The 23,878-nt window shown below is 65.8% G+C and carries 25 protein-coding genes and 2 pseudogenes; 18 read left to right on the top strand and 9 right to left on the bottom strand.

Annotation, left to right across the window (positions count from 1 at the left end; all coding sequences use genetic code 11):
• Positions 1 to 117: 117 nt before the first annotated feature.
• Positions 118 to 4,251 (bottom strand): SNF2-related protein, encoded by a 4,134-nt coding sequence (locus ACP7DD_RS09550; RefSeq protein ID WP_426174532.1) that lies wholly within the window; start codon positions 4,249 to 4,251, stop codon positions 118 to 120.
• On the bottom strand, positions 4,248 to 6,188 hold the full coding sequence (locus ACP7DD_RS09545; RefSeq protein ID WP_426174530.1) for a prolyl oligopeptidase family serine peptidase: 1,941 nt from the start codon (positions 6,186 to 6,188) through the stop codon (positions 4,248 to 4,250). The genes ACP7DD_RS09550 and ACP7DD_RS09545 overlap by 4 nt, the downstream gene beginning before the upstream one ends.
• 140 nt (positions 6,189 to 6,328) lie before the next feature.
• Here ACP7DD_RS09545 and hemE point away from each other — a divergent pair, with 140 nt between their 5' ends.
• From hemE to ACP7DD_RS09515, 6 genes are all read left to right on the top strand, one after another.
• Positions 6,329 to 7,411 carry a uroporphyrinogen decarboxylase gene (gene hemE / locus ACP7DD_RS09540; protein ID WP_426174528.1) on the top strand — a complete coding sequence of 361 codons (1,083 nt, stop codon included), beginning with the start codon at positions 6,329 to 6,331 and terminating at the stop codon, positions 7,409 to 7,411.
• Between the two features lie 675 nt (positions 7,412 to 8,086).
• Positions 8,087 to 10,111 (top strand): primosomal protein N', encoded by a 2,025-nt coding sequence (locus tag ACP7DD_RS09535; RefSeq protein WP_426174527.1) that lies wholly within the window; start codon positions 8,087 to 8,089, stop codon positions 10,109 to 10,111.
• 124 nt (positions 10,112 to 10,235) lie between these two features.
• Entirely contained in the window at positions 10,236 to 10,919 is a 684-nt protein-coding gene (locus tag ACP7DD_RS09530; RefSeq protein ID WP_426174526.1) for a Fe2+-dependent dioxygenase, read from the top strand.
• 38 nt (positions 10,920 to 10,957) lie between these two features.
• Complete coding sequence (locus tag ACP7DD_RS09525) at positions 10,958 to 11,218, top strand: PepSY domain-containing protein (protein ID WP_426174525.1); 261 nt, start codon at positions 10,958 to 10,960, stop codon at positions 11,216 to 11,218.
• Positions 11,219 to 11,758, top strand: a complete 540-nt coding sequence (locus ACP7DD_RS09520) for a cytochrome b/b6 domain-containing protein (RefSeq protein WP_426174524.1) — start codon at positions 11,219 to 11,221, stop codon at positions 11,756 to 11,758.
• Between the two features lie 88 nt (positions 11,759 to 11,846).
• Positions 11,847 to 13,286, top strand: a complete 1,440-nt coding sequence (locus ACP7DD_RS09515) for a dihydrolipoyl dehydrogenase (RefSeq protein ID WP_426174522.1) — start codon at positions 11,847 to 11,849, stop codon at positions 13,284 to 13,286.
• Positions 13,287 to 13,310: 24 nt separating this feature from the next.
• Here the strand turns inward: ACP7DD_RS09515 and ACP7DD_RS09510 are convergent, their stop codons facing one another.
• Complete coding sequence (locus ACP7DD_RS09510; protein ID WP_426174520.1) at positions 13,311 to 13,796, bottom strand: SRPBCC family protein; 486 nt, start codon at positions 13,794 to 13,796, stop codon at positions 13,311 to 13,313.
• 139 nt (positions 13,797 to 13,935) lie between these two features.
• On the opposite strand from ACP7DD_RS09510, the gene ACP7DD_RS09505 reads away from it, so the two are divergent.
• Genes ACP7DD_RS09505 through ACP7DD_RS09495 form a run of 3 tightly spaced genes read left to right on the top strand, consistent with a single transcriptional unit; the run spans position 13,936 to position 15,334 of the window.
• A complete protein-coding gene (locus ACP7DD_RS09505) occupies positions 13,936 to 14,496 on the top strand; it encodes a hypothetical protein (RefSeq protein ID WP_426174519.1) in 561 nt (186 codons plus the stop codon).
• Complete coding sequence (locus ACP7DD_RS09500; RefSeq protein ID WP_426174518.1) at positions 14,493 to 14,789, top strand: hypothetical protein; 297 nt, start codon at positions 14,493 to 14,495, stop codon at positions 14,787 to 14,789. Before ACP7DD_RS09505 ends, ACP7DD_RS09500 begins: the two co-directional genes overlap by 4 nt.
• Positions 14,786 to 15,334, top strand: a complete 549-nt coding sequence (locus ACP7DD_RS09495) for a DUF1003 domain-containing protein (protein WP_426174516.1) — start codon at positions 14,786 to 14,788, stop codon at positions 15,332 to 15,334. The genes ACP7DD_RS09500 and ACP7DD_RS09495 overlap by 4 nt, the downstream gene beginning before the upstream one ends.
• A gap of 1 nt (position 15,335) precedes the next feature.
• On the opposite strand, the gene modB is transcribed toward ACP7DD_RS09495, so the two are convergent.
• Together modB and modA are read right to left on the bottom strand one after the other, a co-directional pair.
• Entirely contained in the window at positions 15,336 to 16,034 is a 699-nt protein-coding gene (gene modB, locus ACP7DD_RS09490) for a molybdate ABC transporter permease subunit (RefSeq protein ID WP_426174514.1), read from the bottom strand.
• Positions 16,027 to 16,800, bottom strand: a complete 774-nt coding sequence (modA, locus tag ACP7DD_RS09485; RefSeq protein WP_426174513.1) for a molybdate ABC transporter substrate-binding protein — start codon at positions 16,798 to 16,800, stop codon at positions 16,027 to 16,029. Before modA ends, modB begins: the two co-directional genes overlap by 8 nt.
• Before the next feature lie 88 nt (positions 16,801 to 16,888).
• Between modA and ACP7DD_RS09480 the strand changes: the two genes are divergently transcribed.
• A complete protein-coding gene (locus ACP7DD_RS09480) occupies positions 16,889 to 18,958 on the top strand; it encodes a UvrD-helicase domain-containing protein (RefSeq protein ID WP_426174512.1) in 2,070 nt (689 codons plus the stop codon).
• 262 nt (positions 18,959 to 19,220) lie between these two features.
• Here the strand turns inward: ACP7DD_RS09480 and ACP7DD_RS09475 are convergent, their stop codons facing one another.
• Positions 19,221 to 19,484 (bottom strand): hypothetical protein, encoded by a 264-nt coding sequence (locus ACP7DD_RS09475; RefSeq protein WP_426174511.1) that lies wholly within the window; start codon positions 19,482 to 19,484, stop codon positions 19,221 to 19,223.
• 104 nt (positions 19,485 to 19,588) lie between these two features.
• Between ACP7DD_RS09475 and ACP7DD_RS09470 the strand changes: the two genes are divergently transcribed.
• Genes ACP7DD_RS09470 through ACP7DD_RS09455 form a run of 4 tightly spaced genes read left to right on the top strand, consistent with a single transcriptional unit; the run spans position 19,589 to position 21,386 of the window.
• Entirely contained in the window at positions 19,589 to 19,792 is a 204-nt protein-coding gene (locus ACP7DD_RS09470) for a SlyX family protein (protein ID WP_426174510.1), read from the top strand.
• A gap of 11 nt (positions 19,793 to 19,803) precedes the next feature.
• Entirely contained in the window at positions 19,804 to 20,433 is a 630-nt protein-coding gene (locus ACP7DD_RS09465) for a polysaccharide deacetylase family protein (protein ID WP_426174509.1), read from the top strand.
• Between the two features lie 6 nt (positions 20,434 to 20,439).
• Positions 20,440 to 20,730 (top strand): hypothetical protein, encoded by a 291-nt coding sequence (locus ACP7DD_RS09460; protein ID WP_426174508.1) that lies wholly within the window; start codon positions 20,440 to 20,442, stop codon positions 20,728 to 20,730.
• Positions 20,727 to 21,386: a class I SAM-dependent methyltransferase gene (locus ACP7DD_RS09455; protein ID WP_426174507.1), complete on the top strand. Its 660-nt coding sequence runs from the start codon at positions 20,727 to 20,729 to the stop codon at positions 21,384 to 21,386. The genes ACP7DD_RS09460 and ACP7DD_RS09455 overlap by 4 nt, the downstream gene beginning before the upstream one ends.
• A gap of 36 nt (positions 21,387 to 21,422) precedes the next feature.
• On the opposite strand, the gene ACP7DD_RS09450 is transcribed toward ACP7DD_RS09455, so the two are convergent.
• The gene (locus ACP7DD_RS09450; RefSeq protein WP_426174505.1) at positions 21,423 to 21,956 is read right to left on the bottom strand and encodes a hypothetical protein; all 534 of its coding nucleotides are present in this window, start codon (positions 21,954 to 21,956) and stop codon (positions 21,423 to 21,425) included.
• Positions 21,957 to 22,111: 155 nt separating this feature from the next.
• Here ACP7DD_RS09450 and ACP7DD_RS09445 point away from each other — a divergent pair, with 155 nt between their 5' ends.
• The 3 genes from ACP7DD_RS09445 (at position 22,112) to ACP7DD_RS09435 (ending at position 23,089) form a co-directional block, all read left to right on the top strand.
• Positions 22,112 to 22,465, top strand: a complete 354-nt coding sequence (locus ACP7DD_RS09445; RefSeq protein ID WP_426174689.1) for a translation initiation factor Sui1 — start codon at positions 22,112 to 22,114, stop codon at positions 22,463 to 22,465.
• 77 nt (positions 22,466 to 22,542) lie between these two features.
• Positions 22,543 to 22,932 (top strand): nuclear transport factor 2 family protein, encoded by a 390-nt coding sequence (locus ACP7DD_RS09440; protein WP_426174504.1) that lies wholly within the window; start codon positions 22,543 to 22,545, stop codon positions 22,930 to 22,932.
• 1 nt (position 22,933) lies between these two features.
• The gene (locus ACP7DD_RS09435) at positions 22,934 to 23,089 is read left to right on the top strand and encodes a hypothetical protein (RefSeq protein WP_426174502.1); all 156 of its coding nucleotides are present in this window, start codon (positions 22,934 to 22,936) and stop codon (positions 23,087 to 23,089) included.
• A gap of 119 nt (positions 23,090 to 23,208) precedes the next feature.
• On the opposite strand, the pseudogene ACP7DD_RS09430 reads toward ACP7DD_RS09435, so the two are convergent.
• Positions 23,209 to 23,495 (bottom strand): annotated as a pseudogene (locus ACP7DD_RS09430) (IS66 family transposase); the annotation flags it as partial.
• Positions 23,428 to 23,661 carry a hypothetical protein gene (locus tag ACP7DD_RS09425; RefSeq protein ID WP_426174501.1) on the bottom strand — a complete coding sequence of 78 codons (234 nt, stop codon included), beginning with the start codon at positions 23,659 to 23,661 and terminating at the stop codon, positions 23,428 to 23,430. The pseudogene ACP7DD_RS09430 and the gene ACP7DD_RS09425, both read right to left, overlap by 68 nt.
• Positions 23,662 to 23,735: 74 nt before the next feature.
• On the opposite strand from ACP7DD_RS09425, the pseudogene ACP7DD_RS09420 reads away from it, so the two are divergent.
• Positions 23,736 to 23,876, top strand: a pseudogene (locus ACP7DD_RS09420) (integrase); the annotation flags it as partial.
• Positions 23,877 to 23,878: the final 2 nt, after the last annotated feature.

The raw sequence follows: 23,878 nt of genomic DNA, 5'->3' as shown, positions 1-23,878 counted from the left end.
CCAGCGTTTGACCGTTACCGCGCCAGGTCTTCCCGCAGCATCCGCAGCATGTCGCCCGGCGACATCCGCGCCGACAGATCCGAGCCCTCCAGCAGGCTGGCCCACGAAACGCAGGTATCAGCGCGCCAGCCCCTCCTGCAGCATCCGCAGCATGTCGCCGGGCGACATGCGCGCCGACAGGTCCGACCCCTCCAGCAGGCTGTCGGCCAGGTCGCGCTTGTGCTTGTGCAGCTCGACGATGCCTTCCTCGATCGTGTGGCGCGCCACCAGCCGGTAGATCGTCACCGGCCGCTGCTGCCCCATGCGGTGCGCGCGGTCGGACGCCTGGTCCTCGACCGCCGGATTCCACCACGGGTCCATGTGGATCACGTAGTCGGCCGCGGTCAGGTTGATGCCGACGCCGCCTGCCTTCAGGCTGATCAAGAATACGTCGCCTTCGCCGCCCTGGAAGGCGTCGACCCGCTTCTTGCGCTCCAACATGGGCGTCGAGCCGTCGAGGTACTGGTAGCCGATGCCGCGGGCATCGAGGTGCTGGCGGATCAAGGTCAGGTGGTCGACGAACTGGCTGAACACGAGCACCTTGTGGCGATTCTCCAGCAAGTCGTCGAGCAGGCGCGCGAACACCGCCAGCTTGCTGCTGGCCAGTCCCAGTTCGGGCGCCACCAGCATCGGGTTGCAGCAGGCGCGCCGCAGCTTCATCATTTCGGCGAGGATCTGGATCGACTTCTGGCTCTCAGGCGCTTGCAGCGAGGCGAGCTTTTCGATGGCGTCGCGGCGCAGCGACTCGTACAGCGCCGTTTCTTCCGCCGTCAGGTCGACCGGCAGCACGATTTCGGTGCGCGGCGGTAGTTCGGCCAGCACCTGCGCCTTGGTGCGGCGCAGGATGAACGGCCGGATCAGGCGCCGCAGCCGGATCCGCGCGCCTGCTTCCGCGCGCTTGTCCTGCGCCCGCTCGATCGGGCCGGCGAAGCGCAGCGAGAACTGGTCGCTGGTGCCGAGCAGGCCCGGATTGATGAAGCGGAACAGGTTCCACAATTCGCCGAGGTGGTTTTCCAGCGGCGTGCCGGTGGCCACCATGCGGAAGTCGCCCTGCAGCGCCATCACTGCCTGCGACCGCTTGGTCGCGTTGTTCTTGATCGCCTGCGCTTCGTCGAGCACGATGGTGTGCCACTGCACCTTGGCGAACGATGCCGCTTCCAGCTGCAGCAGGCCGTAGCTGGCGATCACCAGGTCGAAGCCTTCGACGCCTTCCAGCATCGCCGCGCGGTCGCCGGCGCCGAACAGCTTCACCTTCAGGGTCGGCGCGAACTTCTCCGCCTCGGCGATCCAGTTCATGCACACCGACGTCGGCGCGATCACCAGCGCCGGCCCCTGCGGCGCGCGCGAGAGCAGCAGCGCCAGCGCCTGCACTGTCTTGCCAAGTCCCATGTCGTCGGCCAGGCAGGCGCCCACGCCCCAGTGGGCCAGGCGCGCCAGCCACTCGAAGCCCTCCAGCTGATAGTCGCGCAGTTCGGCCTGCAGCGTGCTTGGCAGCTGCGGCGTGAACGCGCTGTTGTCGGCCATCTTCTTGAGGTGTTCTTTCCACAGCTTGTCGCCGTTGACGCCGCCGGCACCCTCCGCCAGTTCTTCCAGCGCGAAGCTGGCCAGCGGATGCACGCGCACGCCGTCCGCGTGGTTGTCGCCAAAGGAAGCGAGCTCCATCAGGCGCCGGTGCAGTTCCGACGACAGCGCCACGAACTGGTTGTCGCCCAGCGCGACAAAGCGGCCCTGGCTCGAGCGCAGCATGTCGAGCAGCGCGCGCAGGTCCATGATGCGCGTCTCGTCGACCTGCACTTCGCCGTTGGCGGCGAACCAGTCCTTGTCGCGCTTGATGGTCAGGCGCACCGATTTCGAGTCGACCTTCTTGCTGACCCTGAACGACTCGCCCTCCGGCCACGCCACCAGCACCTTGGCCGGGTCGAGCTCCTGCAGTTCGCTGAGCAGCTCCAGGCACGGCACCGGCTGGCCAAGCAGCCATTCGCCGTGCTCCGCTTCGGCGTACTCGAGGCTGTGGCAGGCCGCAATCAGCTGGCGCTCGGCTTCGCGCTCGGCATTGAGGCTGCGGCGCGCCTCGACCCGCACGCCATTGACGTCGGCGATCACGCTCTCGGCGCCGCTGCCGGGCGGGTAGTAGGCGCCGGCACCCGGCAGCGGGCGCACCAGCACCTGCATCTTCAGGCCCTGCTGGTACGGCAGCAGGTGCACGTGCAGGCGCGGGTCGGCTTCGACCTGGTCGATGTCGGCGGCGCTGCCGCCGATGTCCGACTGCACCGTGACGATCGACGAGATCGCACTGATCGCCTTGAGCACCTGTTTTTCTGCGTGCAGCGGCACCACCAGGCCGTCGCCGATGATGGCGCCGACGCGCCGGTGCTCGGCCGTCACGCGCACCACGCGCAGCCGGGTCGGCGTTTCCTTCGTGATCTCGATATCGTCCGAGCCGGCCGACACCGGCGGGCGCATCGTGATCATCACTTCGCCGGCGCGCGCCTTGACCAGCAGTTCCGGCTCGCCCGGCAGCAGTTCGAGGCGGGTGCCGGGTGCATCGATCCAGAACAGCAGCGGGTGACCGATCAGCGCGGCGACCGCCTTGTCGTTATCGAGCTCGTAGCGCGAACCGCTATGGCTGTAGTACTTGAACGCCTTGATGGTGGCGATCACGTTCAGGTCCTGGGCGGTGAGGAATTCGAGCTCGCCGGCTTCCTCGGACAGGCGCCGCAGCGCAACCATGCGCCCTTTGCTCCAGCCGCCCTGCGCGTCGCGCTTCTGCTCGCGCGCCTCGATGCTGTTGATGCCCCAGCTCGGGTCGTAGCCGATCATCCACACCAGGCGCGACTCCTTGACCGTTTCGACGTTCACCGCCGGCTGCAGGTTAATCAGCGCGTTGAGCTGGCGCTGCCACGGCTCCTCGCGCTCGAACCAGGTGGCCAGGTCGGTGAGGCGGTGGCGCTGGCGCAGCGTGATCGCCTGCTGGTCCAGGCCGACCGCGCCGAGGCGCCCGAGCAGCGAGCCAAATTGCGCCGCCAGCAGGTCGAAGCCGGCGCGCTGCGCCTCGTCGAAATGCTCCTCGAGCTGTTCGCGCCTGGCGCTCAAATGCGGCAGCGCCAGCCAGTAATGCATCAGCGCGCGGAACATCGCCGGCTGCAGCGCCGACTCCCAGTTCCGCGACGGCAGCACTTCCGGGTCGACGGTGCCGCCGCGGATATGGCGCAGCATCGCCAGCTGCACGTAGACGGCGGTGTCATGGTTCTGCACCGCGCGGGTGGCGATGTCGAGGTAGGCGTCGGCCAGCTTGTCGTGTTTCGGCTCGCCGCTGCGAATCAAGGCCAGCACGTACAGGTGGCCGCCGATGCCGCCGAAGACCGCCTTGCGCTTGCCGGTCTCCTTGCGCAGCGCCTTCAACGCCTGCTCGAACATCGGCATCGCTTCGTCCCGCCGGTCGCGCAGCAGCAGGATGACGGCGTTGTAGAACTGCGCATACGACAGGTCCATGTCGGCCAGCAGCCGCGCGGCGTCGTCGAGCCGGCCGCACAGGATCAGGTGTTCGGCAAGCGCCGAGCGCAGGAACATCGAGGCGCCGGGGCGCGCCGCCTGGCGCTCGGCAAAGTCGCGCAGCAGCGGCGCGCTGGCCGGTTCGCGCTGCGCGTTGGCGATCACGATGCCGAGCACCTCGTCCTGCATGGCCGGGTGGATCCGTTCGAACATGGCCGGCTCGAAGGGCCGCGCGCAGATGTCGACCAGCGGATGCAGGTAGAGCGCTTCGTGGCAGGCCATGCACGCTTCGAGCAGCGCGCCGACGGTGCGCGCATCTTCGCCGCCGACCAGCGCCATGCGCAGCAGCGCCACGCCCTGGCGATAGCTGCGCAGCACCACCGCGCCTTCCCAGTTGCGCCGCAGCGGCGTGATCTTTTCGTAGACCCGGCGCAGCGGCTCGAGCATGTCGTTGTCGAGCACGATGCGAATCGCCGGCCATACCGCGTCCGGGGCCAGGGTCAAGCCGCGGCCGACCGATTCGCTGGCGATGCCGAGCGCCTTGAACAGCTCGATGTCGTCGTCGAGCGTGGTGGACGGGATGACGACGCCCAGCTCGGCCAGGTGCAGCACGATGCGCGATTTGCCCATCGGTTCGCCTGCCAGCGCCAGCAGCGCCGCGATCAGCTGCTGGGTGGACGTGAACGCCTTGAACTGCTGCTGCAAACTGCTTGTCGTCATGCGTCTTCCGGCAGATTGTCGATCGCCACCGCCGCCAGCGGCTCGGGCGAGGTCACGCCGAAGATGCGCAGGTAGAAATACAGCTCCGCTTCGAGCGTGCGCACGATGCTGTCGGCCTTGCGAAAGCCGTGGCCTTCGCCTTCGAGCGTGATGTAGGCGACCGGCACGCCGGCATCGCGCAGCGCGGCGACCATCACTTCGGACTGCTGCGGCGGCACCACCTTGTCGTCTAACCCCTGGAAGAAGATCATCGGCCGCTTGAGCTGCGTGGCGTGGTTGATCGGGGAGCGCAGCAGGTACAGCATCTCCGCTTCGGGCTGCGGCGCGATCAGGTACTCGTTGTAGTGCGATTCGAACTTGTGCGAGTCGTTGTCCAGACCCTTCAGGTCCGACACGCCATAGTAGCTGGCGCCGGCCTTGAACACGTCGTGGAACGTCAGCGCGCACAGCGTGGTCAGGCCACCGGCGCTGCCGCCGCGGATCACCAGCCGCTCCGGATCGACCAGGCCGCGCGCGGCCAGGTGGCGGGCGCCGGCGACGCAGTCGTCGACGTCGATCACGCCCCACTGACCTTTGAGCGCGTCGCGGTACGCGCGGCCGAAGCCGCTGCTGCCGCCGTAGTTCACGTCGAGCACGGCGAAGCCGCGGCTGGTCCAGAACTGGGTCGCCAGTTTCAGCGTATTGCTGGCCATGCTGGTCGGCCCGCCGTGGCTGATCACCATCAGCGGTGGTTTGCTGCCGGGCGATGCTTCGAACCTGGCGTTGCGGGGCGGGTAGTAAAAGGCATGCGCCAACCGGTTGCCGCTGGTCCGGTAGGTGATGCTGTCCGGGGCCGACAGGTCGGCTGCATCGGGCAGCTCGGTGATCGAGCGGGCCAGCACTTCGTGCCCGCTTGTGTAGAGGTCGATGCGCGCCAGTTCCAACGGGATGGTCGGTGCGCCGCCCAGCAGGGCGACGACGCTGCCGGCCACGCGCAGCTCGCGGATCTCTTCATACGGATTGGCGATCAACTGGAGCTTGCCACTGCCGGTGGACAGCTGTGCCAGCCGGCTCACGCCGTTCTCTATATAGGTGCAGATGATTTCGTGCTCCGAGCGGAAGCCGTACATCGAGCCGCCGAACGACCAGTGCGGCGCGCCGAATTCGGCGGCGCGCTCGCACAGCGGTTGCGCCGCCGTGCCGTCGAAGCGATACAGGTTCCACCAGCCGCTGCGGTCCGAGACGAAGTGCAGCACGCCGCCGGGCGACCATTCAGGCTGGCAGATCGACTCGTCGGCGCCGCCGGCGACCAGGCGCGCGTTGACCATAACGCCGCCGGCGTCGATATCGGCCAGCCACAGTTCGGTGCCCTGCCATGGCATGCGCGGGTGGTTCCAGCTCATCCAGGCCAGCTGGCTGCCGCCAGGGGACAGGCGCGGCGCGGCATAAAAATCGCTGCCTTCGGCCAGCACCGTCTCGCTGCCGTCGAAGCCGATCGCGCACACCGTGTTGACCGGATGACCGTCGGCGGCATGGCTTTCGCGCACCGCGACCAGGCGCTGGCGCTGGCGGTCGAGCACGAAGTCGGCGTAGCGGTGCGAGCTCTCGGCCGTCAGCGCGACCGCGCCGTACCCTTCGGCCAGCACGTACAGCCGGTTGTCGGCGAAGTTCGAAAAGTAGACGGCGCCGTCGGCCACCAGCAGGGCGCCGCCGCCGTATTCGTGCACGCGGCTGCGCACATTGAACGGCGCGGGCGTGAGCTCGGCGACGTCGGCGCCGCGCTGGCGCAGCAGCGTGGTGCGGCCGCCCTCGCTGGCGCGGCCGGCCAGCCAGTACGTGTCGGCGCCGTCCTGCACCACCTGCGACAACGGCGACGCGCCGGCGGCGACGATGGCCGCGCTGATGGGCGAAGGCCAGGCGCCGCAGACGGCGGCTTGTTTGCTGTTCGATATGGTCATTGGCGGGCGATCTGGTGGAGGCGGTATGGCATGATAGATAATCCCGCGCCAAACATCCACTCTTGCGACAGCGGCAAGTGTGCGAAGCGCGACCGGACAGTGCGATAATAGCGCCTTTCTCCAAGCTACCGCCTGCTCCCATGCCCCAATTCGCCCCGCTCCAGAACGACACCTTCCTGCGCGCGCTGCTGCGCCAGCCCACCGACTACACGCCGGTGTGGCTGATGCGCCAGGCCGGCCGCTACCTGCCCGAATACCGCGCCACGCGCGAGCGGGCCGGCTCGTTCCTCGGCCTGGCGAAAAATCCCGACTACGCCACCGAAGTGACGCTGCAGCCGCTCGACCGCTACGCGCTGGACGCGTCGATCCTGTTTTCCGACATCCTCACCGTGCCCGACGCGATGGGCCTGGGCCTGTACTTCGTCGAAGGCGAAGGACCGAAATTCGAGCGCCCGCTGCGCACCGAAACGGACGTGATGGCGCTGCGCGCGCCCGACATGGAATCGCTCGACTACGTGTTCAAGGCCGTCACCCAGATCCGCACTGAACTGAACGGCCGCGTGCCGCTGATCGGTTTTTCCGGCAGTCCCTGGACACTGGCCTGCTACATGGTCGAAGGCGGCGGCTCGAAGGAGTTCCACACCATCAAAAAGATGGCCTACAACCGTCCCGACCTGATGCACCATATCCTGGCAACCAATGCCAGCGCCGTGGCGCAGTACCTGAACGCGCAGATCGACGCCGGCGCCCAGGCCGTGATGATCTTCGACTCGTGGGGCGGCGCGCTGGCCGACGGCGCCTACCAGGAGTTCTCGCTCGAGTACATGCAGCAGGTGATCGGGCAGCTCAAGCGCGACAAGGACGGCGTGCGCATCCCCGCGGTGGTATTTACCAAGGGCGGTGGACTGTGGCTCGACCAGATCGCCGACATCGGCGCCGATGCGGTAGGACTGGACTGGACCGTCAACCTGGGCCGCGCGCGCGCGCTGGTCGGCCACAAGGTCGCCTTGCAGGGCAACCTCGACCCGGCCATCCTGTTCGCCAGCCCGGAGCAGATCCGCGCCGAAGTGGAGCGTTCGCTGACCGCCTATGGCAAGCCGTCGGCCGGCTCCGGCCACGTGTTCAACCTCGGCCACGGCATCTCGCAGTTCACGCCGCCCGAATCGGTGACCGCGATGGTCGAAGCGGTGCACGGCTTCAGCCGCGCGCAGCGGGCCGGCTGAGGCGGTTTGCGCCAGTTAGCGGCCTTACATATTCACACTTATTCACATGTTTCGTTGAGGCAATAATTAGATCGGGACGGTGATGCTGGCTTGCCATCTTTTTTCCAAGTGCTTGATTTACATGGAGAATAAATCTCTTGCGGTGCGGCACCAAAGCGCAGCAAGGGGATGGTTTCAGAGGGAACGCACGCTTTTCCGAACATTGTCCACAAAGTTATCAACAGGCTGTGTGGATAAAAAGTGAAAGTCCTTTGGTTTCCGTGACTTAGCGCGGTTGCGCAGGTTTCACATGAGGTTGGTGCTGCAATGCATGATATTTTCATATGCATTCGAGGGAGCGGGCGCAATCTCCGGCGCCAATATCTCCGGCGCCGCAAAGCGGCGCTTGAAGGCCGATCGTTGTGTTTTTTCGCACACTGCTGCGCGAGGAAGATTGCCCGGATCGATCAGTTATGCACAACCGCGCAGTTAGAAACGCAAATGTGACGTGTCTATGACGCGATTTCCAAGTGATTGATTATAAAAGACAATTTTTTCTTGATTTTCGGTCGATCCGTTAGTCTCTTGATTAACAACAAACTTTACGACTGCCGCCGAATGCTATTGTCCACAAAGTTGTCCACATGCTCGACAGCACCCTTTGGCGGCTGCGCGGCGTCGGCCCGAAGCGCCTGAATGACGTTCTGCATCCTCACGATCGCGCTCGACACGCCGCTCAATAGCTGCTTCGATTACCGCTGGCCGTGCGCCGCTGGCGCCGAGCCGCTGGCCGGGCAGCTGGCGCTGGTCAGTTTTGGCCGGCGCGAGGTGGTCGGGCTGATTGTCGCGGTGGGCACCGAGACGGACGTGCCGGCCGAAAAGCTCAAGGATGCGCTGGCCGTGCGCAACCAGTTGTCGCCGTTGTCGCCGGCCTGGCTGGCGCTGGCCACCTTCGCCGCCGACTACTATCAGCGCCCGCTCGGCGAAGTGGCGCTGCCCGGCCTGCCGAAGAACCTGCGCGTGCTGACCACCGTGGCCCTCGACCGCGCGCTCAAGAAGCTGGCCAAGGGCGATCGCGGCGCCGGCGACGACACCGCCGTCGGCACCCCGCTGCTCAACGACGCCCAGCAGCTGGCGGCCGACGCCATCGGCGGCGCCGACGGCTTCACGCCGATCCTGCTGTACGGCGTCACCGGCAGCGGCAAGACCGAAGTGTATCTGCAGGCCTGCGCCCAGGTGCTGGCGCGCGACGCGCGCGCGCAGATCCTGATCCTGGTCCCGGAGATCAACCTGACGCCCCAGCTCGAGGGCAATATCCGTGCGCGCTTCCCCGGTCTGATGCTGGCCACCTTGCACAGCAGCCTGTCCGAGGGCGAGCGCATGCTGCACTGGCTCGCCGCCCACCAGGGCCAGGCCCGCATCATCCTCGGCACCCGCCTGTCGATCCTGGCGTCGCTGCCGCACCTGCGCCTGATCGTCATCGACGAGGAGCACGACCCGTCGTACAAGCAGCAGGAAGGGCTGCGCTATTCGGCGCGCGACCTGGCGGTGTGGCGCGCGCGCCAGCTGGCCATCCCGATCGTGCTCGGCTCGGCCACGCCGTCGCTGGAAAGCTGGCACCACGCCGGCTCGGGGCGCTACCGCAAGCTCGAACTGCGCGAGCGCGCCGTCAAGGATGCGGTGCTGCCGCGCGTCAAGCTGCTCGACATGGAGAAGGACCGGCCGAAGGACGGCCTGACCTCGCACCTGGTGGCGGCGCTGCGCCAGCGCATGGAGCGCGGCGAACAGTCGCTGCTGTTTTTGAACCGGCGCGGCTATGCGCCGGTGATCTGCTGCGAGGCGTGCGGCTGGATCAGCGAATGCACCCGCTGCACCGCGCACATGGTGCTGCACAAGCCGGAGCACCGGCTGCGCTGCCACCACTGCAGCCTCGAGCTGCGCATTCCGCGCCACTGCCCGACCTGCGGCAACGTCGACCTGCAGCCGCTCGGACGCGGCACCCAGCGCGTGGAAGAAGGCCTGCAGCAGCTGTTCCCCGACGCGCGCATTTTGCGCATCGACGCCGACTCGACGCGCAAGAAGGGCAGCGCCCAGGCGGCGTTCGACAGCGTCCACCGCGGCGAGGTCGACATCCTGATCGGCACCCAGATGGTCGCCAAGGGCCACGACTTCAAGAAGCTCACGCTGGTCGGCATCCTCAATCCGGACACCGCGCTGTTCTCGCACGACTACCGCGCCAGCGAGCGGCTGTTCGCCCAGCTGATGCAGGTGGCAGGCCGCGCCGGCCGTGCCGCGCGCAACGAGGGCGGCAGCGTCAGCGAAGTGCTGGTGCAGACCCGCTACGCCTCGCATCCGCTGTACGCCGCGGTGGTGAACCACGACTACGAGCGCTTCGCCGGCGGCCTGCTCGACGAACGGCGCGATGCCGCACTGCCGCCGTTCGTCTACCAGGCCTTGCTGCGCGCCGAAGCGCGTGAACTTGCCAGCGCCATCGAGTTCCTCGAGCAGGCGCGCGACTGCCTGGCCACCGACGGCATCACCGTCCACGATCCGATTCCGATGACGATGACGCGCGTGCACAACGTCGATCGCGCGCAGCTGCTGGTCGAGTCGCCCTCGCGGCCGGCCTTGCAGGCCTTCCTCAAGCAGTGGCTGGCGCTGCTGCGCGAGATGAAGAGCCGGGTGAAATGGTCGCTCGAGGTCGATCCGCTCGATATATAGTCATGCCCGCTTGGGATAGCTCAACATAAATGCAAATGAGAGTGATTCTCGTCATGGCGCTGGCCGGCTGCGCTACCATTGACGACATCGGCATCGCAGCACTGAGAGAAAGCACAGGCAATCCATGTTGATCACCATCGAAAACGTGTTGAACAAGGACGAAGTGCGCCAGTTCCGCGCCCATCTCGACCAGGCCGCGTGGCAGGCCGGCGCCGTTAGCGCCGGCACGCTGGCGCGCCACGTCAAGAGCAACGAGCAGCTGGGCGAAAACGCCGAACCGGCGATCAGCCTGGGCAACCACCTGCTGCGCCACCTCGGCGCCGATCCGCTGTTCATTTCAGCCGCCTTGCCGCGCAGGATCTACCCGCCGCGCTTCAACCGCTACGCCGGCGGCGGCAGTTACGGCACCCACGTCGACAGCGCCGTCATGCAGATCCCCGGCACTGCGCTGTCGATGCGCGCCGACCTGTCGGCCACCGTGTTCCTGGCCGAGCCAGACGAATACGAAGGCGGCGAACTGGAAATCGAAGGCCAGTTCGGCGCCCAGGCAATCAAGCTTGGCGCCGGCAGCATGGTACTGTATCCGTCATCGAGCCTGCATCGCGTGGCGCCCGTCACCGCCGGCGTTCGGGTGGCGTCGTTCCTGTGGATCGAAAGCCTGGTCGGCGACGACGCGAACCGCGCGCTGCTGTTCGATCTCGACCCGTCGATCCAGAAGCTGACGCCGGCGCTGGCGGCGCACCAGGACGAGCTGCTGCGCCTGACCGGCATTTACCATAACCTGCTGCGCCGCTGGGCGATCACCTGACCGCCGCGGCGCGCACCCTTTCCCTCAATGGAGCCAGCATGAAATCGATCATCGTCACCCTCGTCCTTGCCTTTACGGCCAGCAGCGCCTTCGCCCACGGCGACGTCAAATGCACGACCCGGCCGAAAGCCGAGTGGAAGCCGCACACCGAACTGGCGGCCAAACTGACGGCCGAAGGGTGGGTCATCCGCCGCATGGAAGCGACCAACTCGTGCTACGAGGTGTATGCGAAAGACCCGCACGGCAAGCGCATCGAGGCGTTCTTCGATCCGGTCACCTTCAAGCGCGTCAAAGAGTAATTGAAAAACAAGCAGCGCGTCTGGGATGCGCCGGTGCGCCTGCTGCACTGGACGCTGGCGGCCAGCATTGGCGCGGCCTGGTTCACCAGCGCCGACACCGGGCCGGCGCACGAATACATCGGCTACGGCTCGGCGGCGGCGGTGGCGGCGCGGCTGGCGTGGGGCCGGTTCGGCAACCGCTATGCGCGCTTCGGCCAGTTCGTGCGCGGCCCCGCCGCCACCTGGCAGTATCTGCGCGCGGTGCTGGCCGGGCGCGCCACGCGCCACCTCGGCCACAACCCGCTGGGCGGCGCGATGGTGGTGGCGCTGCTTTCTTGCGTGAGCCTGGTGGCGCTGAGCGGCTGGGCGATGGGTACCGACCTGCTGTGGGGCTATGCGTGGCCGGTGCGCGTGCACGAGGCGCTGGCCTGGCTGCTGGTCGGACTGATCGCGCTGCACGTCGGCGGCGTGCTTGCAACCAGCTGGCAGCACCGCGAAAACCTGGTCAAGGCAATGGTCACCGGCGACAAGGATGGCGCCGGCGCGGACGACGCGGCGTAAGCAAAATCGGCGGCCCGCTCGTCAATTCCCGGCGTGGCGTATCATCGCTTATCGAGAACTGCAGCATCCGCCACCCCAGGAACCGCACATGAAAATTATCGACGTCGACGTCGCCATCATCGGCGCCGGCACTGCCGGCCTGTCCGCCTACCGCTCCGCCGTCGTGCAGGGCGCGCGCACCGTGCTGATCGAGGGCGGGCCATACGGCACCACCTGCGCACGGGTCGGCTGCATGCCGAGCAAACTGCTGATCGCCGCCGCCGACGCGGCCCACATGCTGCAGGCGGCGCCGGGCTTCGGCGTGCATCCGGGCGAAGTGCGCATCGACGGGCGCGCCGTGATGGAGCGCGTGCGGCGCGAGCGCGACCGCTTCGTCGGCTTCGTCGTCGACGGCGTCGGACGCATTCCCGAGGCCGACCGGCTGGTCGGCCAGGCCCGTTTCACCGCGGCGCACACGCTGCAGGTTGGCGAGCACACCACCGTGCAAGCGGCGCGCGTGGTGATCGCCACCGGCTCGACGCCGTTTCGCCTGCCGCAACTGGCCGACGGCGGCCCCGGCGTCATCGTCAGCGACGACATCTTCGAACTGACCGACCTGCCGCAGTCGATGGCAGTCATCGGCACCGGCGTGATCGGTCTTGAACTGGGCCAGGCGATGAGCCGGCTCGGCGTGCGCGTGAGCTTCTTCGCGCGCGGCGGCAGCCTGGCGCAGCTGACCGACCCGGAAGTGCTGCACGACGCCACCAAGGTGCTCGGCGCCGAACTCGATGTGCGCTTCCAGAACCGCATCGTCGGCGCCAGCGGCGACGGCGCCGGCGTGCTGCTCGTATCGCAAGATGCCACCGGCGCCGAGCACCGCGAACGATTCGACTACGTGCTGATGGCTGCCGGCCGCGCGCCCAACGTCGGCGCGATCGGCATCGAGCACACCGGCCTGGAACTGGACGGACAAGGCATTCCGCTGTTCGACCGCCGCACCATGCAGTGCGGCGCCAGCCACATCTTCATCGCCGGCGACGCCGACAACGAGCGCCCGGTGCTGCCTGAAGCGGCCGACCAGGGCTGCATCGCCGGCGCCAACGCCGGCCGCTATCCGGACGTGCGTCCGGGCCTGCGCCGCACCGCGCTGACGATCGCCTTTACCGAGCCGCAAATCGCCACCGTCGGCGCCGGCTACCGCGAACTGTGCGCCGACGGCCGGCCCAAATTCGCGCTCGGCATGGTGTCGTTCGAGAACCAGGGCCGCAGCCGCGTGATGCTGCAAAATCACGGCATGCTGCGCGTGTACGGCGAATACGGCACCGGCCGCTTTCTCGGCGCCGAGATGATCGGGCCGCGTGCCGAGCATATCGGCCACCTGCTGGCGTGGGCCTGCCAGGCGCGCATGACGGTCGACCAGATGCTCGACATGCCGTTCTACCACCCGGTGGTGGAAGAGGGCGTGCGCACCGCGCTGCGCGCGCTGCATGCCGCGCTGGCCAAGGGCGCGCCCGATCCGGCGGTGGTCATCGACGCCCCCGGCGTCTAGCCGCCGCAAGGGCGCAGCGGCCGGCTAGTTCAGGTAGCTGGCATCGAGCCGGCCTTCGGCTGCCAGCTCGCGCAGCAGGCGGATGACGTCGATGTCGGCTTCCTGGTAGGCCGATTTCTTGAACTCGTCGTACATGGCGTTGGCCGCATCGGTGGCCGCGTCGTGGCCGTCGTCGTAGCGAAAGCGCACGAACAGGATGTGCTCTTCCGGCGCCTCGATCGTCACCGTCAGGTTCGACGCGCTGATGTCGCCCTGCGCATGGACATCGTAGCGGATCTGCTGCAGCGGCGTCAACGTGACGCGGTCGTCGATGCGCAGTTCGCCGAAGCGGCGGCTGCGGGTAAAACCGCTATCGGTGCGCTCGCCGATGGTGCACTCGTCCAGGTGCGGCACGAACAGTTTCGGCGACTCGGCATGCAGCACAAGACCGCGCCACACCTGCTCACGCGTGAGCGGGTCGATCAGCGGGTTGAGCGGGTCGTTAATTTCAATCAGGTGTTCAAATTTCATGGTGCGCTTTCTCGCAGGACGCTCAAAGCAAGATGGTAACGCATGGCGCCCCCGAGCCGGCGCGTACGTTAAACTTTTGCCATTGCAAGCGGCGCGCCGATGGCCGACACTGCTGGCAAAATAGGTGTTGGAAGCAAACATGCAGATTCAACGCGTCACTTCTTTGCTCCAGGGAATCGCCTCGGCCCGCAGCTGGCTGCGCAAGCACATTCCCCTGACCAGTTCGATGGCCGGGTACGACCTGTTCCTCAAGATCGCCAACGACACCACGGCAGGCAAGCCGTTGACCTTGCCGTCGCTGCTGGTCGGCCTGCAGCACCCCGAGCGTGTGGTGCTGCACCAGATGAGGAAGATGGAAGCTGCCGGGCTGATCCGCAGTCATGCCGGCCTGCACGCCATCGAGCCGACCGAGAAATTTTTGCAGCTGCTCAAAAGTTTCAGCCAGCAGTTCGAAAGCCTGTTCATCTTGCGCAAGGGCCTGCGCGACCAGCAGCTCGTCATCGGCACCGAAGACGCTGCGCTGCGCGATTTCGTCGAGAGCCTGTACGACCATTTCTACGACCTCGGCTGGCTGTATCTGCACAATTTCGGTTCCGCGTGCTTTCTGATGGCGACGCCCGCTTCCTGCTCGGCGCCGAAGGGTACGCCAAGCCGGGCCAGATCGACGGTCATGCGGTGTGCATCCTGGACGAGTCGGTGATGATCGACTTCGGGCTCGGCAACGTGCGGCGTGGCTACCGGCGCGATTTCCCTTGGGCGATCGCGTGCGACGTGAACCGCCAGGGGGCGATGCTGGGCGGGGTGGCGCTGCCGGGCGGCGAAACCATCGTCTGGAAGGACGACTGGCAGTCGCCCGGCTCGGCCGAGGAGCTGGCTCGCTACGCGCCGCACATGGACCAGTTGTACTTGCAGTACGACAGCTACTTCCGCCAAGCCATATTCAACGGAACAGGGTCACTCGGCTACACTGGGGTTTTCGGGGGGCACGCATGAAGCACAAGCGCAATCATAACCAGACTGCCGAATCGGCCCAGCAAAAGAGCAGCCACGACCGGGTGGCCGAGCACATCGCCGCGCGCCGGCCGATCAGCCGCACCTTGCTCGAGGAGCCCGAGGCGGCGTCCTTCGGCCAGCGCGCCGCCGACGCGGTGGCCCGTTTCGGCGGCTCGTGGACCTTCATCATGCTGTTCGCCCTTGTGCTGTGCACCTGGGTGCTGCTCAATTCGTGGCTGCTGGCGCGCAACGGCGGCAAGGGTTTCGATCCGTACCCGTACATCTTGCTGAACCTGTTCCTGTCGATGCTGGCGTCGATCCAGGCGCCGGTGATCTTGATGTCGCAGAACCGCCAGGGCGAAAAGGACCGGCGCGACGCGCGCCACGACTACGAGATCAACCTCAAGGCCGAGCTCGAGATCATTTCGCTGCACGAAAAGATCGATGCGCTGAAGGTCACGCAGTGGGAGCAGCTGATCGCGCTGCAGCGGGAGCAGATCCGCATGCTGTCGAGCCTGTGCGGCGTCGCGCCGCGGCAGGCCTGAGTCAGTTCGACAGCAGGATCGCGTGCTGCTTGCGCTGCAGGAATGCAATGCCGACCAGGATGGCGAACGAGATCAGCAGCAGGATCAGCGCATAGGCGTGGGCGGCGCCGTAGTTGAGCTTTTGCGCCTCGTCGTACAGCGCAATCGACGCGACCCGCGTCTGGCCGGGGATGTTCCCGCCCAACATCAGCACCACGCCGAATTCGCCCATCGTGTGCGCGAAACTGAGCGACACGCCGGTCAGGATGCCGTGCTTCGACAGCGGCATCACGATCGACCAGAACAGCTGGCGCCGCGTCAGCCCAAGCGCCAGCGCCGAGTCGATCATGTTGCGCCCGACGCCGCGAAAAGCGGCCTGGAATGGTTGCACCGCGAACGGCAGGCTGTACACCACCGAGCCGGCCACCAGCCCGGCAAACGAAAACGGCAGCGGATGGCCGAACACCGATACCCAAGCCGCGCCGACCGGCTGCTGCGGCGCCATCGCCATCAGCAGGTAGAAGCCGATGACGGTAGGCGGCAGCACGATCGGCAGGCTGACCAGCGTCTCGATGAAGATGATGCCGCGCCAGCGGCTGTTGTTGAGCCAGTTCGCCAGCGGGATGCCGACCAGCAGCAGCACCAGCGAAGTGGCGAGCGCCAGCCGCACGGTCAGGAAGACCGCGCTCCACAGTTCCGGCGGCAGTGACCACTCAGCCACGCGGTGCTGCCGGAGCGGGCGGCAGGCCGAAGCCATGGCGCTGCAGGATCGCGCGCGCGGCCGGCGACGACAGGAACTGCACGAAGCGCGCTGCCAGCGGATTGTCCTTGCCGGCCGCGGTGACGATGGCGCCCTGCACGATCGGCGCCAGGCCGGCGTCCGGCACCAGGTAATAGCTACCCTGGCCCGTCAGCCGCGGCGACACCACGCTGGCGAGCGAGACGATGCCGATCTGCGCGTTGCCGGTCTGGACGAACTGCACCGCCTGCGCGATGTTTTCGCCGATTACCATTTTCGGCTGCAGCGCCGGCCACTTGCCGGCCGCTTCCAGCGCCGCCTTCGCGGCCCGGCCGTACGGCGCGACGGCCGGGTTGGCCATCGCCACGCGCGTGATGCGGGCGTCATCGAACACGCGCATGCCCTGTTGCACGTCGAAGCGCTCGTCCAGCGTCCACAGCACGATGCGTCCAAGCGCGTACGGCGTCAGCGTGGCGCCGACCGCGGCGCCGTCGCGCGCCAGCTGGGCCGGATAGTCCATGTCGGCCGACAGGAACACCTCGAACGGCGCCCCATGGCGGATCTGGGCGAAGAAATTGCCCGACGCGCCGGTCGACACTTTCAGCTGCGCCCGCGGCGATTGTTTGGAAAAGGCGGCGCCCAGTTCGTCGATGCAATAGCTCAGGTCCGACGCGGCTGCCACCAGCAGCGTTTCCGCCCGGGCCGGCAGCGCAAGCAACAGCGTCAGAAGCAGGATCAGTCTTTTCATCTTGTTATTCTACCGCGCAACAGCTTGGCGGGCGGATGCGGCGACGCGTTACAATGGCCGGCTGTTTTCCCGAAAGAAGCTCCTGCCGATGTCCACTGCTCCCAAGTTCGGCCTCAACGTTCCCCAGAGCGAAGCCGTGATCTATCTGGACGGCCCCTGCCTGGTGCTGGCCGGCGCCGGCTCGGGCAAGACGCGGGTGATCACCCAGAAGATCGCCCACCTGATCGAAGACCGCGGCTACGATCCGCGCACCATCGCCGCGCTGACCTTTACCAACAAGGCCGCGCTGGAGATGCAGGAACGCATCGCCAAGCTGCTCAAGCAGCCCAAGCAGGCCAGGCAGCTGACGGTGTCGACCTTCCATTCGCTCGGCGTCAAGATCTTGCGCCAGGAAGCGAACGGCGTCGGGCTGAAGGACAAGTTTTCGATCATGGACAGCGACGACTGCTTCGGCCTGGTGCAGGACCTGGCGATCACCACCGACAAGCAGCTGATCCGCCGCATCCAGAACGCCATCTCGCTGTGGAAGAACGGCCTGGTCGTCCCGGAGGACGCGATCCGCAACGCCGTCGACGAGGACGAGGCGCAGGCCGCGCGGGTGTTTCGCAGCTACGTGGCAACGCTGTCGGCCTACCAGGCGGTCGATTTCGACGACCTGATCCGCCTGCCGGTCGAGCTCTTCCGCAACAACGAGGCGATCCGCGACAAGTGGCAGCGCCGCCTGCGCTACCTGCTGATGGACGAGTACCAGGACACCAACACGTGCCAGTACGAGCTGGTCAAGCTGCTCGTCACCGGCATCAACAAGAAGCCGATGTTTACCGCGGTGGGCGACGACGACCAGGCGATCTACGCCTGGCGCGGCGCGTCGGTGGAAAACCTGGTCACCCTGCAGACCGATTTCCCCGACCTGCGGGTGATCAAGCTCGAGCAGAACTACCGCTCGACGACGCGCATCTTGCAGGCGGCCAACGCGGTGATCGGCAACAACCCGAAGCTGTTCGACAAGAAGCTGTGGTCCGAGCACGGCCTCGGCGAGCCGATCCGCGTGCTCGGCATGCAGAACGACGACCAGGAAGCCGAGCAGGTGGCGATCATGATTTCGGCCGACCGCTTCCAGCGCAAGAACAAGTGGTCCGACTACGCGATTTTGTACCGCGGCAACCACCAGGCGCGGGTCATCGAGCAGTCGCTGCGCAAGGAACGCATTCCGTACACGATTTCCGGCGGCCAGAGTTTTTTCGACAAGGCCGAGATCAAGGACATCATCAGCTACCTGCGCCTGGTGGCCAACGAGAACGATGACCCGGCCTTCATCCGCGCCGTGACCACGCCCAAGCGCGGCGTCGGCATGGCCACGCTGGAAGTGCTGGGCGCGCTGTCGAAGCAATGGAATTGCTCGCTGTTCGAGGCGGTGTTCAAGGGCGGCCTCGAGGCCAAGCTGGCCGACCGCCAGCTGCTGCCGCTGCGCGAATTCTGCAACTTCATCAACAACCTGGAGTCACGCGCCAGCCGGCCAGGTCCGTCGGGCAGCGGCGAAAATGCCGCCGCGGTGCTCGACGACATGATGAAGGAAATCAATTACGAGTCGTATCTGTACGACAGCTTCGACGACCGCGCCGCCCAGGGCAAGTGGAGCAACGTGCTCGAATTTACCAACTGGCTCAAGGAACGCGGCTGCGGCGGCAAGGACAAGTCGGGCGAGGAAAAAAACCTGCTCGAGCTGACCCAGATGGTTGCCTTGATGACGATGTTGGAGGGCAAGGACGAAGAGCCGGACGCGGTGCGCATGTCGACCTTGCACGCGTCGAAAGGGCTGGAGTTTCCGCATGTGTTTCTGGTCGGCGTGGAGGAGGGCATTCTGCCGCACAAGGGCGATCCGGATGCGTCGGTTGAAACGATCGGCGCACGCGTGCAGGAAGAACGGCGCCTGATGTACGTGGGCATCACGCGCGCGCAGCGCTCCTTGCAGATCACCTGGTGCAAGCAGCGCAAGCGCGCCGGCGAGCAGGTCCATTGCGACCCGTCGCGCTTCATCAAGGAAATGGCGCTCGATGTGGGCAACGCCGTGCCTACCGAAGCGGAGACGATTTCGCCGAAGGACCGGCTGGCAAGCCTGAAGGCGCTGCTGGCGACGCCGAAGCCGCCGGCCACTTGAGCGCGCGGGCTTGTTAGCAACGCACGCCGTGCGCGTCGTGGCGGCCGCGGCGAAGTTGCAGAAATATCGGCGGGGTCAGTGCCGACAAATGGACACGGACTCTTTCGTGGAAGTGCAATAAGGCTGTGGTTGTGTCCGAATGTCGGCACTGACCCCGGTGGTTGGACCCCGGTGGTTCGAGCAGGTGCATTGCAACGTGGCTTAAACGTCGTTTGGGGCGGACAAAGTCTGCCGGAAATGCCCCGTCGTCAGTGCAGCTTACTTAGCAGCGCACGCCGTGCGCGTCGTGGCGGCCGCGGCGAAGTTGCGGCTGATACAGCACGCGCGACACGACCGCTGGATCGACGGCATTCGTCGCCAGGTATTCCGCGGCGCTGGGCGTGCCCAGCATTGCCTGCAAAATGATCGCTACCTCGACTCTTTGCGCCGTCAGATGATCCGGGCGTCCGGTAGCGCGCAACGGCGCCACCGCAGGCGTGGCTGCATCGTTGGCTGGGATGGCCGAAACGAGTGAAGAAGTTTCCATGCGCACATATTGCATGGGAATGATTTGCGCGTCCGTGCGCTAGCGCTCACAGCCCGTCATCCTAATCGTCCGGCATAATGCAGCTTTTGCACCAGGGGCAGGCCGTGAGTAACGAAGACCGTTTTGTCGATATCGAAATCAAGCTGGCGCAGCAGGAAGACATGGTCGAGTCGCTTAACGACGTTGTCATCGAGCAGAGCCGCCGCATCGACAAGCTCGAAGCGATGGTCAGCCAACTGGCCGAGCACATCCGCAACAATGCGCAGTCGGGGCCGAATCCGGTCAACGACGTGCCACCCCACTATTGAGCGAGGCAGCGATGGGCAAATCCCTGATCCGTCTGGCAGTGGTCGCGGCGATGCTGGCGCTGGCCGGCACGGCGCTCGCGCAATCGGTTGCGTTCACTTTCGATGACGGTCCACAGCTGAGCGAAACGCCGCGCATGACCGCGCAACGGCGCAACCAGGCCATTCTCGACACCCTGGCGCGGCGCGAAGTACAGGCAGCACTGTTCGTCACCGCCGGCTACGGCGCCAACCGTGCGGAAGGATACGCAATGGCAAAAGCCTGGGGGCAAGCCGGCCATGCGATCGGCAACCACACGATGACCCATCCCGACCTGGACAGCGCCAAGGTCAGCCTCGCGCAATACCAGCGGGAGATTCTCGACTGCGACGCCATCGTGCGCACCTTGCCGGGCTATCAGAAATGGTTCCGCTACACCTGCCTGCGCGAAGGAAATATGCCGGAAAAGCGCGACGGCATGCGCGCCTTCCTGCAGCAGCTAGGCTATCGCAATGCCTACGTCAGCTTCGACACGAGCGACTGGCGCTTCGACGACAAGCTGCGCGAAGTTCTCAGCAAAAATCCCCAAGCCGACCTGGCGCCGCTCAGGCAGCTGTACCTGGCGCATGTAAAACAGCGGGCGCTGGCATACCGCGCCTTGTAGAAACAGTTGCAGGGCCGCGATATCGCCCAGGTGTTGCTGCTCCACCACAACCTCGTCAACGCGCTGTGGCTCGACGACATCATCGCCCAGTTTAACGACATGGGCTGGGCCATCACGACCCCGGCGGCCGCATTCGCCGACCCGGTGTACCAGCTGGCGCGCGCGCGCGCGGCGCCCGGCCAGAGTTTGCTGCTGTCGATGGGACGCACGATGGGCCTGGGGAAGTTTCCCGGCGGCGAGCGGCTGGTCGATGATGGCGACTACGAAATGGACTTGCTGAAGGAGCGCACACAATGAGCGACGCCAAGGTCATCGATTCCTGGACGAAGAACACGGACCCGTGGACGGCGGCGGTGCGCAGCGGCGAAATCGAAAACCGCCGGCTGGTGACGAACCAAGCGATCGTCGACGCGGTGCGCAGCCATGGGCCGCAAACCGCCCTCGATATCGGGTGCGGCGAAGGCTGGCTGGTGCGCGCGCTCGACGGCGTCGACATGATCGGCGTCGATGTGGTGCCCGGACTCATCGAAGAGGCGCGCGCTGCCGCCGGCGGCGAATTCAGAGTGATGTCGTACCAGCAGATTGCGGCGGGCGAATTGGCGCTCGCGGTTGATGTCGCCGTCTGCAATTTCTCGCTGATGGGCAAGGACGCAGTGGAGGGCGTGTTCGCCGCGGCGCCCTCGTTTCTCAAGGCGCACGGAAAGATGATCGTGCAAACGCTGCACCCGCTGGCCGCCTGCGGCGACGCTGCGTATCGCGATGGCTGGCGAGAGGGCAGCTGGGCCGGCTTCAGCACCGGCTTCACCGATCCGTCGCCGTGGTATTTCCGCACGATCGAAAGCTGGATCGCCTTGTACGCGCAAAACGGTTTTCGCCTGCTGGAATTACGCGAGCCGGTCTTTCCAGCAAGCGGAAAACCGGCATCGATCATCGTGATCGGCGAACTGAGCTAGACAGCGGACTACGGGATCCCGCAACGACCAGGCTGATCAGTTAAAACGACCCAGCTGTCGCTCCGTATTTTCCTTGCCTTCGGCGTGGCGGATCTGTCCGGTCAGTTTCAGGGTGCCCATGCCGGTCGCCATGTCCTGGGTGCCGTTCAACGCGCCTCCGCCGGAGGCCTTGGCGTATTCGCCGTTGCCGCCCGTGATCTGGAACGTGGCGCCGCTAAAGACGTAGTTGGCGCCAACGCCGGTCGGCACGAACTGGCCGCTGTAGGTGGCGAAAATCTGGTCGCCCGACGTGGTGACGACGACAAAGCGGCCTTCGCTAAAGTTGAACAACGGCGGCTGCGGCGTGATGCAGTCAGTGGCGATGAAGGCGACGCGGCCGAGCTGCGCGCTCTGGCCGTGGCCGGCGATGGTGCCGCCGAATTTCGACGGGCAGCGCGCGGCAGGACCGGCCTGCTCTTGATATACGCCCGCGATTTCAAGCGGCTTGGTGCTCGCGGGTTGCGCGGACGCGCCGATCGACGCCAGTAACAGTACGGCAGTGGTTGCAAGGCGTTGGGTGGACTTCAGCATGAAATTGCTCCGATATCTTATGAAAAATTTAATGATAGCTTTTGCGCATGGAAAGCTGCGCACGGCAGGCTGAGCTGTGGGGATTGCGGGGCAATGGCCTTTTTTTGACACCCGAGCGTCTGTTAAGCTGCGCGATTCCTTCAGCAACTCCAAAAATGAAAAGCAACGCAAAAAATGCCGGCAGCGGTTTGGTCTATTCCACCGAGCTTGGACGCGCCTGCCCGCAATGCCGGCAAGCGCTGACCGCGTGCACCTGTAAGGCCAACGTTGCACCGGCCGGCGATGGCGTGGTGCGCGTGTTGCGCCAGACCAAGGGCCGCGGCGGCAAGAGCGTCACCGTCGTCAAAGGAGTGGCGCTGGATGCGGCCGCGCTGGCCGTGCTCGGCAAGCAGCTGCGCACTGCCTGCGGATCCGGCGGCACCGTCAAGGACGGCGTGATCGAGGTCCAGGGGGACCATTGCGAGCGGATCGTCGCAGCACTCAAAGCGTTAGGGCACAACGCGAAATAGTTTGAGTGGTTACGAATCGTGCAACATGGCGATTGTGATATCGTAGGGCCATCGATCACTTCGCGCAGAGGTCCAGCATGCATATGCCTTCCCACGTTGTCGATCAAATCGTCGCGCTCGAAGACCGTCTGCGCATCGCCATGCTGGCCGCCGACTGCGACGCGCTGGACCAGCTGATCGCGGCCGACCTGATCTTCACCGATCACATGGGCCGCGTGCTCAGCAAAGCCGATGACCTCGACGCGCACCGCTCGGGGCTGCTCAAACTGGATCATCTCCAACCGTCCGAAATGAAGGTCAGCGCCACGCTTCAATTGGCGGTCGTATCCGTGCGCATGAAGATGACGGGCACCTACGACGAAGCGCCATTCGCCGCCGATCTTCGTTATACGCGCGTCTGGCGCCTGTCGCCGAGCGCCGGGTGGGAGGTGCTGGCTGGCCACAGCAGCCACGTCGTGGGGACGTGACATGGTGCTCAATCCCGGCGAAATCGTCGTCATGGAGGGAACGTTCCTGTATGACGGCACGGTCGAATGCGACTTGCGCATTGTCCGCAATGATGTCTGCCACGGCTCTGCCGACTACGACGATTCGACAGAAATCGCCCAAGACCAGCACCGTTAGACTTTCTACGTTCACTACGGTTCGACAACACTGCGCGGAACATCTACAGCGGTAAGCCAGGGATTCCGCGCCGGCACGCTGTATTCCTGGCGCGCCAGCAAGCGCTGTGTGTCGCTGGCGTAGCTGTTCGACGTTGGCTGCTTCCCCGCCGCCTTAAGCACCTGAACCACCGTCTCGTCGACGTGGATGAAGGGCGACTCGAGCAGCGCGCGCGCATGAGGTTGTGCAGCGGTTGCAGCAACTGGCCGGCGCCGATAATCCAGCGCGCCAAAGTCTGGCGCGGCACGGTCACGCCGTGGCGGTCGAGCACGTATTCGAAGCGGTACAGCGGCGGGCCGTCAATGAACTTGACGATCAGCAGCATGGCCAGGAAGTCGGCGCTGGCGTTGCTCTTGGGCAGAGGCTGCGTGGACCACGTCGACGCGCTGCAACTTCGATGGTAATGGCGCGCGCTTGCCGCGCGCCGGCTTGGATGCCGGTTTGCCCTTGCCCGGCTCCGACTCGGGTGGCAACGGCGCCACGTCTTTCGCCTCGGTGCTGTCGGCGGCGAGCGTCTCGGCCTCGTCGAACAACCGCCCCTGGTTCGCCGACGGCAAAATCGGTGTGCATGCGTCTGATGGCGGCGCGGCCTCTGCACCGGATACAGCCGACGCTGATTTATCGCCGCACCAAGAATCTCAGGGCGGTTCAGCTGTTGCTTGGTCATACTCGTCTCGGGAGCACAGTCCGATATTTAGGGATCGAAGTCGACGACGCGCTGGAGATGGCTGAGCAAACGGACGCATAGGT

The organism is Massilia sp. TWR1-2-2, assembly GCF_049897565.1.
Lineage (GTDB): Bacteria > Pseudomonadota > Gammaproteobacteria > Burkholderiales > Burkholderiaceae_D > JAFCUW01.
The sequence above is the reverse complement of the archived record's forward strand: the minus strand, read 5'-3'. Positions and strand labels throughout refer to the sequence as shown.

What these genes read in the sequence shown, in the direction of transcription:
- ACP7DD_RS09550 (WP_426174532.1), bottom strand. Translation starts at nt 4,251, where the DNA reads ATGACGACAAGCAGTTTGCAGCAGCAGTTCAAGGCGTTCACGTCCACC.
- ACP7DD_RS09545 (WP_426174530.1), bottom strand. Translation starts at nt 6,188, where the DNA reads ATGACCATATCGAACAGCAAACAAGCCGCCGTCTGCGGCGCCTGGCCT.
- hemE (WP_426174528.1), top strand. Translation starts at nt 6,329, where the DNA reads ATGCCCCAATTCGCCCCGCTCCAGAACGACACCTTCCTGCGCGCGCTG.
- ACP7DD_RS09535 (WP_426174527.1), top strand. Translation starts at nt 8,087, where the DNA reads ATGACGTTCTGCATCCTCACGATCGCGCTCGACACGCCGCTCAATAGC.
- ACP7DD_RS09530 (WP_426174526.1), top strand. Translation starts at nt 10,236, where the DNA reads ATGTTGATCACCATCGAAAACGTGTTGAACAAGGACGAAGTGCGCCAG.
- ACP7DD_RS09525 (WP_426174525.1), top strand. Translation starts at nt 10,958, where the DNA reads ATGAAATCGATCATCGTCACCCTCGTCCTTGCCTTTACGGCCAGCAGC.
- ACP7DD_RS09515 (WP_426174522.1), top strand. Translation starts at nt 11,847, where the DNA reads ATGAAAATTATCGACGTCGACGTCGCCATCATCGGCGCCGGCACTGCC.
- ACP7DD_RS09510 (WP_426174520.1), bottom strand. Translation starts at nt 13,796, where the DNA reads ATGAAATTTGAACACCTGATTGAAATTAACGACCCGCTCAACCCGCTG.
- ACP7DD_RS09505 (WP_426174519.1), top strand. Translation starts at nt 13,936, where the DNA reads ATGCAGATTCAACGCGTCACTTCTTTGCTCCAGGGAATCGCCTCGGCC.
- ACP7DD_RS09495 (WP_426174516.1), top strand. Translation starts at nt 14,786, where the DNA reads ATGAAGCACAAGCGCAATCATAACCAGACTGCCGAATCGGCCCAGCAA.
- modA (WP_426174513.1), bottom strand. Translation starts at nt 16,800, where the DNA reads ATGAAAAGACTGATCCTGCTTCTGACGCTGTTGCTTGCGCTGCCGGCC.
- ACP7DD_RS09480 (WP_426174512.1), top strand. Translation starts at nt 16,889, where the DNA reads ATGTCCACTGCTCCCAAGTTCGGCCTCAACGTTCCCCAGAGCGAAGCC.
- ACP7DD_RS09475 (WP_426174511.1), bottom strand. Translation starts at nt 19,484, where the DNA reads ATGGAAACTTCTTCACTCGTTTCGGCCATCCCAGCCAACGATGCAGCC.
- ACP7DD_RS09465 (WP_426174509.1), top strand. Translation starts at nt 19,804, where the DNA reads ATGGGCAAATCCCTGATCCGTCTGGCAGTGGTCGCGGCGATGCTGGCG.
- ACP7DD_RS09455 (WP_426174507.1), top strand. Translation starts at nt 20,727, where the DNA reads ATGAGCGACGCCAAGGTCATCGATTCCTGGACGAAGAACACGGACCCG.
- ACP7DD_RS09450 (WP_426174505.1), bottom strand. Translation starts at nt 21,956, where the DNA reads ATGCTGAAGTCCACCCAACGCCTTGCAACCACTGCCGTACTGTTACTG.
- ACP7DD_RS09445 (WP_426174689.1), top strand. Translation starts at nt 22,112, where the DNA reads ATGAAAAGCAACGCAAAAAATGCCGGCAGCGGTTTGGTCTATTCCACC.
- ACP7DD_RS09440 (WP_426174504.1), top strand. Translation starts at nt 22,543, where the DNA reads ATGCATATGCCTTCCCACGTTGTCGATCAAATCGTCGCGCTCGAAGAC.
- ACP7DD_RS09435 (WP_426174502.1), top strand. Translation starts at nt 22,934, where the DNA reads ATGGTGCTCAATCCCGGCGAAATCGTCGTCATGGAGGGAACGTTCCTG.